Here is a 15,026-nt window from a genome sequence, read left to right on the forward strand (position 1 = left end):
ACAAAAGCGGACACTTGCTTATCAAAGCGAGTGATACCACTGCGGAGTGGTAGTTCAGTTGGTTAGAATACCGGCCTGTCACGCCGGGGGTCGCGGGTTCGAGTCCCGTCCACTCCGCCACTTATTTGAGGGTCGTCTCAATAAACACGAATTACAGGGGTGTAGCTCCAATTGGCAGAGCAGCGGATTCCAAATCCGCGTGTTGGGAGTTCGAATCTCTCCACCCCTGCCATACTCTGAAGCCTCAGCAGTAATGCTGGGGCTTTTTGGCATCTGAAGAAAAGAGAAGCTGACTAGTTGGAAGAGTTGTCGACTCCTCTGATACCAAAGTATCGGGGGATTGAAAGCTCATATCTCCGGGATATTGGTCCACTTCACCTATCCCCCATGTTCATAAGCTCTGGCTTAGGTCAGGGGCTCTTTTATTTCTAACGAATATGTCTTTTATTCCTAACGTATAGTTCCGATGTCAGGTGTATGTTTATCCAGCGAATATGGCATACCTTTGCTTCAGGTAGATTTATTTTCTAGTAATGTAATTACTAAATGTTGATGTATCGCTTTGTTCTTTCTGGTTTACCTTCGAATTTCATAACACTTTTTCTTCGTTATCGAGCACATCTGATTCACAATTTATTGAAAGGTTAGTGGTTACATTGACTTGGATGATTACTGACTTGGTTCCTGTTATCATCATGCATTAATGCTAATAATTAGGAAGTAAGTTTATGCCACATTTTCGATTCCGTGCTGTAGAGCCACAAGCTGTTCAGGCATTATCAAAACCCCTTACGGATGAACTTCAGCCTCTAATGGACTGTCCGCGTGAGGATTTTACTTTTGAGTATATCTACACTACGTTTTTCAATGAGGGTGAGGTGAGTGCTGCATATCCTTTTGTCGAAGTGCTTTGGTTCGACCGTGGTCAGGAAGTGCAAGATGAAGTTGCCAAGCTTATTACGCAACAAGTGCGCGGTATCGCTGGTGCCGATATTGATGTTGCAGTTATCTTTTCCGCCTTATCTCCTAAAGCTTATTACGATAATGGCGAACACTATTAAAGGTTAAAGGCTATGAGGCTGAGTTTCATTGTAACTTTGGGTTTATGTTTCTCAGCTTCAGTATGTTCTACTCCTTGGGAGTCTGCGGTTAATCCTACCCGAAACTCTTCCTCCTCTATTGGTAGTTATGCTAACGGTTGTTTAGATGGTGCATTACCCTTGCCTCTCGATGGCGTTGGTTATCAAGTCTTACGTAGTAAAACGAAGCGCTACTATGGGCACCCTAAAACGATAGAGTTTATTGAAAATCTGGCGCTTAAAGCTCACCAAAATCTCAACACCACTCTGCTGATTGGTGATTTGTCTTTACCTAGAGGTGGAAGGTTCTCCTCTGGTCATTCTAGTCATCAAACCGGGTTAGATATCGATATTTGGTTAAGACTTGCTGACCAACCGCTTTCTTATAACGAATTACAACTTCCTAAGCCCATGAGTGTGGTGGATTTAAAAGGTTATTCCATACTTAATCATCGCTGGGAAGAACGACACTTTAAACTAATTCGGTACGCTTCAAAAAGTAAGGATGTTGCACGAATTTTTGTACATCCTGTTATTAAGGAGCAACTTTGCTTGCAAGAAAACGGCAAAGATCGTTCTTGGTTACGTAAAGTGCGTCCATGGTGGGGGCATCATTACCACTTTCACGTCAGGTTGTCTTGTCCTGATTCGAGCGACTATTGTGTTGATCAATCACCACCTCCAGTAGGCGATGGCTGCGGTGCTGAGCTTGCAAGTTGGGCCCCGAAAGCGAAACCTATTGATATCCCTCCACGGGTAAAAACAACCTCTAAGCCCAAACGAAAAAAAGTCGTTCCACCTCAATGCTTGCCGCTTATCAATCCTAATTAGTGTTACTCTTCAGGTTTATCTGTACTTGGTGATCTCTTTTATGAAACTGGAGAAACATCATACTTTTGTCTACATTGAATAGTACCAATACAAAAACTAACCCAATTAGTTTTGGGGACATATTATAGAAATCTAAATTAAACAAAGAGTTGTAGTATGGGGAAGTTGTAACTTCTCTGTTTAGAAAAAGATCTTTCGTCGCGATACTCTGGTTTCTTAGCAATATGTCTGTCAGTTGGCTAAAAAGCGATAACAACGCAGACAAGTGTGTAAGGCAGGGATATGCCCTTTTCCTGTTAGAAGAGTAAATCAAGGACAAAACCATGACTATGATTTGTGCAAAAGAATTTGCAGAGTGGTTAAGACACAGATTTAGCAGTGATACTAAAGGAGTCTCTTTGACTCGAGAGGATGTGAATCACCTGACTGGGCGTCAACGCCTTGATCCGGGTTTTGTTAATGATGTGCATTATGAGCTGATGCAATATGGAATGGCTTTCGTTACTGATACGAGCCGAGAAAACTTTTATTTAATACCTGTTTCTCAAGCGGAAAATTGGCGTGAGAGACTAGAGTATCATTTTGAAAAAGAGCTGTTCTGCAATATTATCCCTATTGAAAAATCAGGTTGAGAAAAGGTTCAACTTTGATGCCAAAGTTGAACCTAATTGCTCTTATGCTAACCCTTGAATAATCACGAATTTTTCAAGCAACTGCTCTTCAGTTTCGACATGGTTCGGATCAGTGATTATGCATTTTGTAATTGGACACACTGACTGACAGGTCGGCTTTTCGTAATGCCCCTTACACTCTGTACATAGCGCTGGATCAATTTCGAAAATGCTCTCTCCCATACTGATTGCCCCATTGGGGCATTCGGGATCACACATGTCGCAGTTAATGCATTTATCAGTAATGAGCAAGGCCATGGTTACTTACCAGTCGGGTTACGGGTGTCCTGCCCTGAGTTTAGATTACGCATTAATAGGCCATATTCTAAATCTAGCTCTGCTGGTACTGGAATGAATACAAAGTGACCGTTTCCTTTCGCGTCTTCAATAGACTCTGACTTGCGGTTTTCCATTGCCTCTAGCGTGAAAACAATATTGCCTTTTGGCGTCATTAGTTCAAGGCTATCACCGACAAGAAACTTATTTTTTACTTCTACTTCAGCCATGTCACCACGACGTTTGCCAGTGAATTCACCAACAAACTGTTGAGCATCAGAGACTGAGTAACCGTAATCGTAGTTTTGGTAAGTATCGTGTGTATGACGGCGTAGGAAGCCTTCAGTGTAGCCACGGTGAGCTAGGCTTTCTAGTGTACCCATTAGGCTTTCATCGAATGGTCGACCTGCTACAGCATCATCAATTGCTTTACGATAAACTTGAGCGGTACGTGCGCAGTAGTAAAACGATTTAGTACGACCTTCAATTTTCAATGAGTGAACACCCATCTTAGTTAAGCGTTCAACGTGCTGAACCGCTCGTAGGTCTTTAGAGTTCATGATGTAAGTACCATGCTCGTCTTCGTAAGCTGCCATTTTTTCTTCTGGACGGTGTGCTTCAGAAAGCAGAACGACTTCATCTGTTGGTTTGCCGCGACCAATTGTGGTTTCAGGGCGCTCGTCTTGTACTTCGACAGGCTGTGCTTCAGTCGGGTCGAATTTCTCTACGATATCACCAGCGTCGTTTTCTTTACCCTCTTCAACTTTGTATTCCCAGCGGCATGCGTTAGTGCAAGTGCCTTGGTTAGGGTCACGTTTGTTGATATAGCCAGAAAGTAGGCAACGACCTGAGTAAGCCATGCATAATGCACCGTGAACGAATACTTCAAGCTCAGTTTCAGGGCAATGCTCACGAATTTCTTCGATTTCTTCTAGAGACAGCTCGCGAGAAACGATCACACGTTCCACGCCATTCGCTGCCCAGAACTTAACGGTTGCCCAGTTTACAGCGTTTGCTTGTACAGAAAGGTGAATTGGCATTTCTGGGAAAGCTTCACGAACCATCATAATTAGGCCTGGATCTGACATGATCAATGCGTCAGGGCCCATCTCTACGATTGGCTTAAGATCACGGATGAACGTTTTTAGCTTCGAGTTGTGTGGTTGAATGTTACATACCACATAAAGCTTTTTGCCTAGGGCGTGGGCTTCATCGATACCGATTTTTAGGTTCTCGTGGTTAAACTCGTTGTTACGTACGCGAAGGCTGTAGCGAGGTTGGCCAGCGTAAACTGCATCTGCCCCGTAGGCGAATGCGTAACGCATGTTTTTCAGGCTGCCCGCTGGAGATAGTAGCTCAGGCACGAATGCTTTCTCAGTTGTCATTGCTCAATTCTCTTTTATCTGATCACAAGTCAGGCCAATTCCACCTAATGGAAATGGGGCGCAAATTTTACGTCAAAATGTGAACTGTGACTAGGGTAATTGTGCTTCAGATAGAAAAACGCCCTCAAAAAAAGTAAGGGCGTTATGGTTAACCTTTATACAATATTATGCGTTAGGATTCGGTAAGCCGCCTAGCGCATCGTATAGGTTGGGAAGGAAAGCACTGAACTCTCCACACATTAGAGAGAAGTCTGCATCAAATCGAGCTGCTTGATCTTCACGTGGAATATCATCGTTTTGATCTTTCAATTCATCAGAGAATTTTAGACGTTTGATGCCTGCATCTTCCGTCATAATGAACTCAATACGATCTTGCCAATTAAGCGCAAGTTTCGTCACGACTTTATCCGCAGCGATGTGGTTGCGGATTTCATCAGTGGTGAGCTCTTGCTTCTTACAGCGAATCACACCGCCTTCTTCAAGTACGGATTTTAGCTCAGCTTCGTCCATCATGCTGATACCTTGAGGTGTGTCACCGCTTTTCACCCACTCGGTTAGCGTAGTTTCAATCGCCACTTCTGGAATAGCAGGAATAACAGGTAAACTACCCATGGTTTTACGAAGCAATGCTAATACATCTTCTGCTTTTTTGTAGCTGCTTGCATCAACAAGGATAAAACCTTCTTTTGGCATGATAAGCACGTGAGTGTGGCTGCTGCGGCTGAATGCGCGCGGCAGTAAATCCATTACGATGTCATCTTTCAGGTTGTCTTTCTCTTTCTTCTTCAGAGGACGACCTTCTTGCGCTTCCATTGCTTCTACTTTTGCATTCAATGATTCTTTGATCACAGAGGCAGGTAGCATTTTCTCTTCTTTCTTGGCGCAAATCAGAATGCGGTTTTCTGACACGTGAGTCATCATATCGCCATGTCTACCCATTGCACTGACCCAGCCAAATTTCTGTTTGTCTTGACTGCCACACGGGGTGAATCGGAATTCAGACAGCTGAGTTTCTAGTTGTTCGGCGTTAAAAGTAACCTCGCGGTTAACGCGGTATACCAGACAGTTTTTAAACCACATAAATCTTCTCTAGGCTTGATGACAAGGGACTAATCATAGGGAATTTTTGTGCTGATGTCTTAATAGAAATGAAAAATATCCGAATGAACCTCAAAAGAAAGTTATATGAAAATTTGTTTTCAAAGGTCACAAAAGTGTCATAATTGGTAGTGATAATGCTTATGCAAAGAGAGGCGCTTTGTCTCTTAAATTCATTAGCTCAACGAACATAAGGTTACTCAATTATGTCTAGAAGGATTCTGGTTGTTGAAGACGAAGCTCCTATTCGCGAAATGCTGTGCTTCGTACTTGAGCAGAAAGGTTACCAAGCGGTAGAAGCGGAAGATTACGATACTGCAGTAACCAAACTGGCTGAACCCTTCCCTGATTTAGTTTTACTGGATTGGATGTTACCAGGCGGTAGTGGCATTAACTTCATCAAACATATGAAGCGAGAGGAATTAACACGCAACATTCCAGTTGTGATGCTTACCGCTCGTGGTGAAGAAGAAGATAAAGTGCGTGGTTTAGAAGTTGGTGCGGATGACTACATTACTAAGCCATTCTCTCCTAAAGAGTTGGTTGCACGCTTAAAAGCGGTCATTCGTCGCGTTACTCCGACTGCACTAGAAGATGTAATTGATGTACAGGGATTGAAGCTTGACCCTGTATCGCACCGTGTTACGGCTAATGATGCGCCATTAGACATGGGCCCTACAGAATTTAAGATGCTTCATTTTTTCATGACGCATCAAGAACGCGTATACAGCCGTGAGCAGCTATTAAACAATGTTTGGGGCACCAACGTGTATGTCGAAGACCGTACAGTCGATGTTCACATTCGCCGCCTGCGTAAAGCATTGGAAGCTGCAGGGCATGATAAGCTGATCCAAACTGTTCGTGGTGCTGGATACCGCTTCTCGACGAAGGCATAAATTAACACGCAGCTTATCGGTACCATTTCTGGAGTTATGAGTGGTTGAAAGATTAACGTGGAAAAAGCTGGCCTGGGAGCTGGCTTTTTTTTACACACCATGGGTGATAGTAGGTTGGATATTCGGTTATATGCCGTGGTTGCTTTTGGCTGCTACGGCATTGCAGCTTGTGTGGCATTTGCATAACCAAGTACGTTTATCTTCTTGGTTATGGGATGAAAAACGCCTCACGCCACCATCTGGTAGCGGTAATTGGGAATCTTTGTTCAATGGGTTGTATCGCTTACAACAGCGCCAACGCCGCAAACGAAAAGAGCTTACTAATCTTATTCGTCGATTCCGAAATGGTGCAGAATCGCTACCCGATGCGGTAGTGGTATTCCGTGCTGAAGGCAATATTGTTTGGTGCAACAAGCTGGCTCAGCACTTACTGGGCTTCCATTGGCCAGAAGATTCAGGTCAACCTATCTCCAATCTCATTCGTACACCTGATTTTATCAAGTACCTCAACAAGAAAGACTTTTCAGAGCCATTAGAAATGCGTTCACCACTCAACGTCGAACGGATGCTGGAATTGCGTATCGTACCGTATACCGAGGGGGAGCACTTGATGGTAGTGCGTGATGTGAGCCAGTTAAAACAACTTGAGGGAATGCGTCGCAACTTCTTTGCCAACGTATCTCATGAACTGCGTACACCAATGACGGTGCTACAAGGTTATTTGGAGATGACTGAAGACCCTGATATGGTCGTGGGTCCAATGTGGAGCAAAGCTCATGGTGTCATGACGGAGCAGCTTAACCGCATGAACAGTTTGGTGAACCAACTACTGACACTATCTAAAATTGAAGCGGCACCTATGCATGAGCTTGAGGAAGTCGTGAATGTGCCCGCGATGCTTGAAGTGTTAGAAAAAGAGGCGGTTAGCCTTAGTGGGGACAACCAACATAAATTGAAATTTGATGTTGATGCTAGCCTACGCGTGTTGGGCGATGATGACCAGTTACGTAGTGCTATCTCTAACCTCGTTTATAATGCCGTCAAATACACGCCGCCTGGTGCAAACATTAATGTTCGCTGGTTCCAGACCTCTCAAGGCGCATGCTTAGAGGTGGAAGATAGTGGTGATGGTATTGAACCTCAGCACCTACACCGACTTACCGAGCGTTTTTATCGAGTGGATAAAGCAAGATCACGTGATACTGGTGGAAGTGGTTTAGGGCTAGCCATTGTAAAACACGCGCTGAGTCACCATGACTCTCATTTAGAAATTCACAGTGAAGTAGGTGTGGGCAGTAAGTTTTCTTTCGTATTGCCTGAGCGTTTGGTGGTGAAATAATGGCTTTACGATTGGCAAAAACATTCAGTTTATTCGCGCTTGTTTGTTCTTTTATGGCTGCCGCTCAAGATAAACCATTGCCGACTTATCATAAAACGACGGGGATTGTCGGGAACTTGCTCTCTGTTGGCTCCGATACACTTGCGGGTATGACAACGCTTTGGGTTGAAGAGTTTAAATCCATTTACCCGAATATTAATGCGCAAGTCCAAGCATCTGGCTCTTCTACTGCCCCTCCAGCATTGACCGAACAAACAGCTCAGTTTGGTCCCATGAGCCGCCCTATGCGTTTAAGAGAGGTTGAAGCGTTTGAACGTGAACATGGCTACAAGCCAACTGCGCTCAGGGTCGCCATCGATGCAATCGGTATTTTTGTTCATCAAGATAATCCAATTCAAGGGCTTAACTTTAGTCAGTTAGATGCTTTGTTTTCTGCCACGCTGCGCTGTGGTGAAAGTCAATTTGTCACAAACTGGCAGCAACTCGGTCTTGAATCACAGTGGGCAAAGCGAAACGTCCAGTTGTTTGGTCGTAACTCCGTTTCTGGAACTTACGGTTACTTCAAAAGCAATGCCTTGTGTGGCGGCGATTTCAAGACCCGAGTTAACGAGCAGCCAGGCTCCGCGTCAGTTGTGCAAGCTGTAGCGTCAACCATCAGTGGAATTGGTTATTCCGGTGTCGGTTATCGAGTGGCAGGCGTGCGCTTAGTCTCTGTGGCTAAAATGGGAAATGACTACGTGACTCCAACGCGAGAACATATTGTTAGTGGTAAGTACCCACTATCACGTTACTTATATGTTTACGTGAATAAGCACCCTGATTACCCATTAACACCAATTGAAGCTGAATTTATTCGCTTTATCTTTTCTGCTCAGGGACAAGCGTTGGTTGAGAAAGATGGTTATGTGCCCATTACGGCAGATTTTGCAGAAGAAGAGTTAAAAAAAGTCGGCCTGTAAGCCGACTTTTTATTTAGGTATGAAGAGTACGAGATCAGAAAGTGAGTGTCCACTTCGCGCTGTCCCAACGTTCTTGTTCTTCCTGTAAATCCGCGTGAAGTAATTTATTGTTTTCTAGCCATGCTTCATCTGTGCATGTGAGAATCCATTCGTCATTTTTGATAGATAAGGTGATATCAGGCAATGGATCTTCATTACGCTGCCCATTTAATACGATAGAAAGTCGTAATATTTTGATGAGGCTTATAACGTCACTCTGTTTATAGAGGTTGAAATCTGGTAGTTCTTGCAATTTGAGCGCTTTACGCTGGAAGCGAGCTAATGTTGCAAGCACTAATTGCTGCTCACGGTTGAAGCCTTGTAGGGTGGAGTGCAACAGAATATAAAAAGAGTGGCGATGGAAACTACGCAAGTTAATACTTAATCCGACTTCATGAAGCAACGCTGCCCACTCTAGTAAGTCAAATAACTCACTCTTTTTCTTAATGCCTAGTTCAGAGCGTACCTGACATAACATCTCACGTGCATGCCCCTTAACACGAGCGGCATGCTCTAAGTCGACCCGGTGCTTGTTGGCTAAATTTTCTGTGGTGCGCATGCGAATATCGGAGCGTGCAAAACGTTCTTCCATTTCGTACAACAGGCCTTCGCGTAGAGCACCATCGGAGAAAAACATTTGCTCAATGCGAAGCGCTTTGAAAATCGCGGACAAAATCGCTACGCCTGCTGCGAATACGGGTTTACGTTCTTCTGTTAGACCCGCCAGCTCAATATCTTCAATTGAATCAAATTTACACAGAGTTTCGATAAGTGTATCCAGTCGACTCGCTGTGATCAGGCCATCTTCAAAACCTAATCCTACTAGCACTTCTTGAATCGCTTTGATGGTTCCTGATGAGCCGAGAGCAATATCCCAGCCCTTTTTACGATATGTTGAGGCGATGGACTCGAGTTTTTGTTCGGCCGCTAACATCGCCTTACTGAAGTTTTTGCCTGACAGTTTTCCGTTTTTAAAGTATTGCTCTGTAAAACTGACGCATCCCATCTGTTTACTGTTGAGAAGCTCAGGCTCAAATTCTTGTCCAATAATCATCTCGGTACTGCCGCCTCCGATATCGATGACTAGTTTGGAGTTGGATTCTACTTGAGTGTGCGCGACACCTAAGTAAATCAGGCGGGCTTCTTCTTCTCCAGGGATAATTTCTATTGGGAAAGGCATCACTTCTTTCGCACGCTCGATGAAAAGGTGGGCATTTTTAGCGCGTCTTAGTGTGTGTGTGGCGGCGATACGTACATTTGACTCATCAAGCCCTTGCAGCCTCTCAGCGAACATGGCTAAGCATTCTAGCGCACGCTCCATTGCGGCGTGACTTAAGTTCAATTCACTGTCGAGTCCTGAAGCTAAGCGAACACGTTGTTTATGACGACTAACCAGTTGTAGGTCACTGCCGACAACTTTGGCCACCACCATATGGAAACTGTTTGAGCCGAGGTCTATCGCGGCAATGTAGCGAGTATCTTGTTCAAGTATTTGAGGCATCTGAATTTTGTTTTCTAGTTTGCTTTTCTATATTTTTAAGATAGTCATAGATAGCGATTTGAGAGCGAACTTTTTTGCGATTACCTCGTGGTACGTAAGCGTTACTCATTTCTTTATCTATTAAACGAGCCTTTACTGTATCGGTAAAATGGATATTCGTTATATCAATAATTCTCTGTTTCAAACGTGGATCACGGACTGGTACTGCTACCTCGATACGGTGATCAATATTTCTTGTCATCCAGTCTGCGGAGGAGATATAAACTTGCGGATCGCCATCATTGTGGGTGATCACCACGCGAGGGTGCTCAAGAAAGCGGTCAACAATACTGATGATGCGAATATTGTCGCTGATCCCCTCAATGCCCGGTACTAATGAGCACATGCCTCGAATGATCATGTTTATTTTTACACCGGAAGTACTTGCTCCATAAAGCTTATTGACGATGCCTTTATCGACTAGGTTATTGACCTTGATCGTAAGAGCGGCTTTTTTCCCTAGCTTGGCATTCGCAATTTCATTATCAATTAAGCGGTAGATTTGGGTTCGAGAATTACGAGGAGATACCATAAGGTGATTGAACTTCACTGGTCGGTATGGGTTCTCAATGTAACCGAAGACATTACGGACTTCATTAGTGATTTCTTGATCTGCCGTAAGCAGGGAGAAGTCGGTATAAATTCGTGCCGTCTTCTCATGGAAGTTGCCTGTGCCGATGTGTGCGTAGCGAATAATTTCTTCACCTTCGCGGCGGCTAATCATCAGTAGCTTTGAGTGAATCTTAAGACCAGGCGCACCAAAGATGACGTGCACACCCGCTTCGGTTAATACTTTTGACCATTCGATATTGGCTTCTTCATCAAAGCGAGCTTGCAGTTCGACGACCACAGTGACATTTTTGCCGTTGTGCACTGCATCAATTAAAGAGTTCATCAAGCGAGAATCTTTCGCGACGCGATAAATGTTAATCTTGATACTAAGTACTTTGGGATCGAAGGAGGCTTGGCGCACTAACTCACTAATGTGATCAAAAGTGTGGTAGGGATAATAGAGCAGAATATCTTTCGCTTTAATCGCGTCAAAGCTGTTGGCATAACCTTCGAAATCGGCACATTTCATTGGCGGGAGAGGTTTATTTTCAAGATATTCTCGTCCAACATTTGGAAACCCGATGAAGTCTTTAAAGTTGTGATAGCGTCCGCCGGGGATAAGATTATCGTAGTTAGAGATATTAAGTTTGTTACACAGAAACTCTAACATTTGAGGCGGCATATCGCGTTCGTAGACGAAGCGAACGGGCTTTGCTGTCAGTCGCTGATTGACACCCTCTGACATTTGTTCAAGCAAGCTGTACTCGATTTCATTGCGTAAATCGTATTCAGCGTCACGTGTCATTTTCATCGCATAGCCGCTAAGCTCATCATAATCAAAAAAGCCTTTGAACAGCTCGTCCAAACAGTGGCGGATTATATTATCAAGTAAGATGATGGTTTTTCGACGCTTTCCTTTCTGTTCTGGTACCATCACAAAGCGGGGAAGGTGATCGGTCGGAATTTCGATCAGAGCGTACTGGTAATGTTCTTCTTTACGCAGTTCTACGGCGATGTAAGCGTACTCGTCTTTGAGAAATTGCAGAACATCGATCTCGTCTTTCATTAGGAGGGGAGTGATATGCGGCATTACCTCTCTACGGAAGTATTTCGCGATCCACTTTTGTTGCGATTCATCCAGTTGTTGCTCGTTGACCAAGAAAATGCGACGTCGCGCCATTTCTCGAATCAACTCGCTGTAAAGCTCATCAAATTGTTCGTTAAGCTTTAGTGCTTTCGACTGCATTTTGGTTAACAGTCGTTTAGGGCTATCACTGCCACCGCGCTCTTGGCTGATTAGGATTCTGCGCTTCACGTCCGCAAAGCGTACTTTGTAAAATTCATCTAAATTGTTGGAAAAGATCCCAAGAAAGCGAATACGTTCGATCAAAGGGACGGTTTTATCGGCAGCTTCTTGTAATACTCGTTCGTTGAAAGACAACCAACTCAGTTCTTTTTCTATATATAGTTTTTCTGCGCTCATAACCTTACCTAGCCAAAAGTGAAGTAATACGTACTCATCTTGGAAAAATGGATGAGTGAGAACATTATGAGATTTTCATTACAGATTTATTTCATACCACGCATTGCATAAGAGTTGTATTCTTTTCAGGTGTTTAATGTGATCTGTAATATAATTGTCATCTTAACGACATATTCTAGTACTAAGTCAAAAAAGGTAGAGATTTAAATGGCACAAGCCGAGTTTTCATTGCAGGAAAAAGATAAGAAACGACTGATAAAAGATCGTTTAGTTCGACTTGCAGTGACATCCGGTGGTGTCGGCGTACTCGCGGCGCTTATTTTGATCTTTGTCTACCTCGCTATGGTGATCATTCCGCTTTTTTCTGATGCGGAGATCAAAACCAACCAAGCCATTCGAGCTACTCATATTGAAACACCACTTGCGATTTCAGTGGATGATTACGCTCAGCTCGCGTTCGTTCTAACCCAAAGTGGTGAGATTCAATATTTGTCGATGGACGATCCTACGAAACCTGCGGTGTATACACAGCAAATCGTCCAGAAACCCGTCGCTTTCTCTCAATCTGCTCCTGGGCTAGGTTGGTATGGATTTGTTGATGGGCAGGGTAAAGCGAACCTTTTCAAGCCAGAATTTAATGCCACATTGAGAGAAAATACACGTCCTCCGGAAGTGATTGAGCTAGACACCAGCATGGATCTGACGCTGAGTATGCCTCAAGAACCTGTGACTCAGTTTGTATTTGCAGCTTCGACGCCCTTACCAACGGTTGTTTGGCAGACGCAAAGCGGTGAAGTGAAAGCTCGCTGGCAAGTGGCTTCGTCTTTGGGTACGTCTCCTACAACGATCGATTTTACGTTCTCTTCAGGCTTTAATACGCCTCAGCAAATGTTGTTGACACCTGACGGTGAAACGCTTTATTTGCGCGATGGCTCTGAGTTGATAGTGTTAAAGAAAACCGCACGTAAATTTGCTGTACGAGAGGTGGTCGATCTCACTCAAGGTGATAAGAAGCATTCCGTTCGTACGATAGACTTATTGGCTGGTGCTTACTCGCTTTTGGTGACGCACAACGATGGTCGGGTGTCGCAATGGTTTGATACGCTGCAAGAAGAAAAACGCACGTTAACGCATATTCGTGATTTTAAATTGGCATCAGAGCTTAAGTATTTGTTGCCGGATTCTCATCGAAAAGGATTTTATAGCTTTTACACCAACGGCACGTTGCAAAGCCATTATACAACCAGTGAAAAACTGGTGTTGTTTAAGCGTGCGTACAATCAAGCGCCCGCAATCGCAGCAATGTCTAACAATGAACGCTACTTAATCACTTGGCAAAATAATGCGTTAAATGTTGCGGAAGTGGACAATGCCTATCCGGAAATTTCATTGTCTTCATTATGGCAAGAAGTGTGGTACGAAGGGTATCCTGAGCCTGAATTTGTGTGGCAATCGACTTCGGCGAGCGATAACTTTGAGGCTAAGTTCAGCCTAGTACCTATTGCGTTTGGAACGATAAAAGCGGCGATGTTTGCGATGCTGTTTTCAGTACCGCTCGCAGTGCTAGGTGCTATTTATACGGCTTACTTTATGTCGCCACGCATGCGTCGTGTAGTAAAACCGTCGATTGAGCTAATGGAAGCACTGCCGACGGTGATCATAGGTTTCCTCGCGGGATTGTGGTTCGCGCCTATTGTCGAAGATCACCTGATTACGATCGTCGTTATGCTGTTTGTTTTGCCCTTGAGCACCATGATTATGGGCGGGCTATGGGCATTAATACCGCAACCTTTGCGGAATCGTCTGCCCAATGGTTGGCATGCTTTAGTGCTCATGCCTGTCATATTGGTACTGATTGTGCTTGGAGTGTGGATTTCGCCTACGATTGAGCAGACGTTCTTTGGTGGCGATATGCGCTTATTCTTAACCGAGCATGGTATTGGTTACGATCAACGCAATGCATTGGTGGTGGGGTTAGCGATGGGGTTTGCTGTTATCCCGACGATTTTTACCATTGCCGAAGATGCCATTTTCTCTGTACCGAAGCATTTATCGGATGGCTCTTTGGCATTAGGGGCCACGCCTTGGCAAACTTTAATCTATGTTGTCTTGCTTACTGCAAGTCCAGGTATTTTTTCTGCCATTATGATGGGCCTGGGACGCGCTGTTGGCGAAACCATGATTGTGTTAATGGCAACGGGCAATACGCCATTAATGGATTGGAATATTTTGGAAGGATTGCGCAGCTTATCGGCAACCATTGCGGTGGAATTGCCAGAGTCAGAGGTTGGCAGTTCGCATTATCGTTTGTTGTTCCTCGCTGCGTTGATTTTGTTTGTCTTCACCTTTGCGGTGAACGCGCTGGCAGAGTTGGTACGTCAAAGATTGAGAGATAAATACCGTGCGTTGTAGTTTAGATCAGGAAAAAGAGCGAGTTACAGAATGTTAAATTGGATTCGTTCTGGCGCACCGTGGATATGGCTAACAGGCGGTGCGGTCAGCATCAGTCTGTTGTCGGTGTTAGGGTTATTGCTCCTCATTGGTTGGAAAGGATTAACCTATTTCTGGCCTGCGCCATTGTATCAATGGAACGTAACGTCGTTGACTCCTGTACAAGGCGAAGTGCTACATGAAAATACTATTCTGATTGGTCAAGTGTATGAGCGCAGCTTTGTACCGAAGAGTTATTTGCCTGAAAGCGCAGCACAACAGTTAGAAGACGATGAAGATTTTGCCACTCGACTCAGTATCAAAATCGCTAACCGAGAGTTGTATCCCGCCGATTTTATCTCCGTATTGCAAATGCAGTTGGATGAGCCCACGACGCCAAAAGAGTGGGCGGTGATAGAGCGCAGTAGCGGTGGTTATTTCTTTGGTA

At 44.3% G+C, this 15,026-nt stretch carries 12 protein-coding genes and 2 tRNA genes; 9 read left to right on the forward strand and 5 right to left on the reverse strand.

Features of this window, described 5'->3' with window-relative positions; genetic code table 11:
* The first annotated feature begins 43 nt into the window (after nucleotides 1-43).
* From IJ23_RS06305 to IJ23_RS06325, 5 genes are all read left to right on the forward strand, one after another.
* Nucleotides 44-120 (forward strand) — tRNA-Asp (locus tag IJ23_RS06305).
* 35 nt (nucleotides 121-155) lie between these two features.
* Nucleotides 156-232: transfer RNA gene (locus IJ23_RS06310), tRNA-Trp, on the forward strand.
* A gap of 496 nt (nucleotides 233-728) precedes the next feature.
* Nucleotides 729-1,061: a DUF1904 domain-containing protein gene (locus IJ23_RS06315; protein ID WP_005381768.1), complete on the forward strand. Its 333-nt coding sequence runs from the start codon at nucleotides 729-731 to the stop codon at nucleotides 1,059-1,061.
* 12 nt (nucleotides 1,062-1,073) lie between these two features.
* Entirely contained in the window at nucleotides 1,074-1,910 is an 837-nt protein-coding gene (mepA, locus tag IJ23_RS06320) for a penicillin-insensitive murein endopeptidase (RefSeq protein ID WP_033905786.1), read from the forward strand.
* Between the two features lie 323 nt (nucleotides 1,911-2,233).
* Nucleotides 2,234-2,542: a hypothetical protein gene (locus tag IJ23_RS06325; protein WP_005381765.1), complete on the forward strand. Its 309-nt coding sequence runs from the start codon at nucleotides 2,234-2,236 to the stop codon at nucleotides 2,540-2,542.
* 42 nt (nucleotides 2,543-2,584) lie between these two features.
* On the opposite strand, the gene IJ23_RS06330 is transcribed toward IJ23_RS06325, so the two are convergent.
* The 3 genes from IJ23_RS06330 to rdgC form a co-directional block, all read right to left on the reverse strand.
* Nucleotides 2,585-2,839 (reverse strand): YfhL family 4Fe-4S dicluster ferredoxin, encoded by a 255-nt coding sequence (locus tag IJ23_RS06330; RefSeq protein ID WP_005381763.1) that lies wholly within the window; start codon nucleotides 2,837-2,839, stop codon nucleotides 2,585-2,587.
* A 2-nt stretch (nucleotides 2,840-2,841) separates the two neighbouring features.
* A complete protein-coding gene (gene trhP, locus IJ23_RS06335) occupies nucleotides 2,842-4,242 on the reverse strand; it encodes a prephenate-dependent tRNA uridine(34) hydroxylase TrhP (protein ID WP_005381754.1) in 1,401 nt (466 codons plus the stop codon).
* Between the two features lie 165 nt (nucleotides 4,243-4,407).
* Nucleotides 4,408-5,322, reverse strand: a complete 915-nt coding sequence (rdgC, locus tag IJ23_RS06340) for a recombination-associated protein RdgC (protein WP_033905787.1) — start codon at nucleotides 5,320-5,322, stop codon at nucleotides 4,408-4,410.
* A 224-nt stretch (nucleotides 5,323-5,546) separates the two neighbouring features.
* Here rdgC and phoB point away from each other — a divergent pair, with 224 nt between their 5' ends.
* Genes phoB through IJ23_RS06355 form a run of 3 tightly spaced genes read left to right on the forward strand, consistent with a single transcriptional unit; the run spans nucleotide 5,547 to nucleotide 8,534 of the window.
* Nucleotides 5,547-6,236, forward strand: a complete 690-nt coding sequence (gene phoB / locus IJ23_RS06345) for a phosphate regulon transcriptional regulator PhoB (RefSeq protein ID WP_005381752.1) — start codon at nucleotides 5,547-5,549, stop codon at nucleotides 6,234-6,236.
* Between the two features lie 40 nt (nucleotides 6,237-6,276).
* Nucleotides 6,277-7,575 carry a phosphate regulon sensor histidine kinase PhoR gene (gene phoR, locus IJ23_RS06350; RefSeq protein ID WP_005383667.1) on the forward strand — a complete coding sequence of 433 codons (1,299 nt, stop codon included), beginning with the start codon at nucleotides 6,277-6,279 and terminating at the stop codon, nucleotides 7,573-7,575.
* Nucleotides 7,575-8,534 (forward strand): PstS family phosphate ABC transporter substrate-binding protein, encoded by a 960-nt coding sequence (locus IJ23_RS06355; protein WP_033905788.1) that lies wholly within the window; start codon nucleotides 7,575-7,577, stop codon nucleotides 8,532-8,534. Before phoR ends, IJ23_RS06355 begins: the two co-directional genes overlap by 1 nt.
* Nucleotides 8,535-8,568: 34 nt before the next feature.
* On the opposite strand, the gene ppx is transcribed toward IJ23_RS06355, so the two are convergent.
* Together ppx and ppk1 are read right to left on the reverse strand one after the other, a co-directional pair.
* The gene (ppx, locus tag IJ23_RS06360) at nucleotides 8,569-10,074 is read right to left on the reverse strand and encodes an exopolyphosphatase (protein WP_033905789.1); all 1,506 of its coding nucleotides are present in this window, start codon (nucleotides 10,072-10,074) and stop codon (nucleotides 8,569-8,571) included.
* Nucleotides 10,058-12,148: a polyphosphate kinase 1 gene (gene ppk1 / locus IJ23_RS06365; RefSeq protein ID WP_005381748.1), complete on the reverse strand. Its 2,091-nt coding sequence runs from the start codon at nucleotides 12,146-12,148 to the stop codon at nucleotides 10,058-10,060. The genes ppx and ppk1 overlap by 17 nt, the downstream gene beginning before the upstream one ends.
* Nucleotides 12,149-12,355: 207 nt before the next feature.
* On the opposite strand from ppk1, the gene IJ23_RS06370 reads away from it, so the two are divergent.
* Nucleotides 12,356-14,560: an ABC transporter permease subunit gene (locus IJ23_RS06370; protein ID WP_033905790.1), complete on the forward strand. Its 2,205-nt coding sequence runs from the start codon at nucleotides 12,356-12,358 to the stop codon at nucleotides 14,558-14,560.
* Nucleotides 14,561-15,026: the final 466 nt, after the last annotated feature.

The sequence above is a fragment of the Vibrio sp. OY15 genome, from assembly GCF_000742455.1.
GTDB classification, from domain to species: Bacteria; Pseudomonadota; Gammaproteobacteria; order Enterobacterales; family Vibrionaceae; genus Vibrio; species Vibrio alginolyticus.

What these genes read in the sequence shown, in the direction of transcription:
- IJ23_RS06315 (WP_005381768.1), top strand. Translation starts at nt 729, where the DNA reads ATGCCACATTTTCGATTCCGTGCTGTAGAGCCACAAGCTGTTCAGGCA.
- mepA (WP_033905786.1), top strand. Translation starts at nt 1,074, where the DNA reads ATGAGGCTGAGTTTCATTGTAACTTTGGGTTTATGTTTCTCAGCTTCA.
- IJ23_RS06325 (WP_005381765.1), top strand. Translation starts at nt 2,234, where the DNA reads ATGACTATGATTTGTGCAAAAGAATTTGCAGAGTGGTTAAGACACAGA.
- IJ23_RS06330 (WP_005381763.1), bottom strand. Translation starts at nt 2,839, where the DNA reads ATGGCCTTGCTCATTACTGATAAATGCATTAACTGCGACATGTGTGAT.
- trhP (WP_005381754.1), bottom strand. Translation starts at nt 4,242, where the DNA reads ATGACAACTGAGAAAGCATTCGTGCCTGAGCTACTATCTCCAGCGGGC.
- rdgC (WP_033905787.1), bottom strand. Translation starts at nt 5,322, where the DNA reads ATGTGGTTTAAAAACTGTCTGGTATACCGCGTTAACCGCGAGGTTACT.
- phoB (WP_005381752.1), top strand. Translation starts at nt 5,547, where the DNA reads ATGTCTAGAAGGATTCTGGTTGTTGAAGACGAAGCTCCTATTCGCGAA.
- IJ23_RS06355 (WP_033905788.1), top strand. Translation starts at nt 7,575, where the DNA reads ATGGCTTTACGATTGGCAAAAACATTCAGTTTATTCGCGCTTGTTTGT.
- ppx (WP_033905789.1), bottom strand. Translation starts at nt 10,074, where the DNA reads ATGCCTCAAATACTTGAACAAGATACTCGCTACATTGCCGCGATAGAC.
- ppk1 (WP_005381748.1), bottom strand. Translation starts at nt 12,148, where the DNA reads ATGAGCGCAGAAAAACTATATATAGAAAAAGAACTGAGTTGGTTGTCT.
- IJ23_RS06370 (WP_033905790.1), top strand. Translation starts at nt 12,356, where the DNA reads ATGGCACAAGCCGAGTTTTCATTGCAGGAAAAAGATAAGAAACGACTG.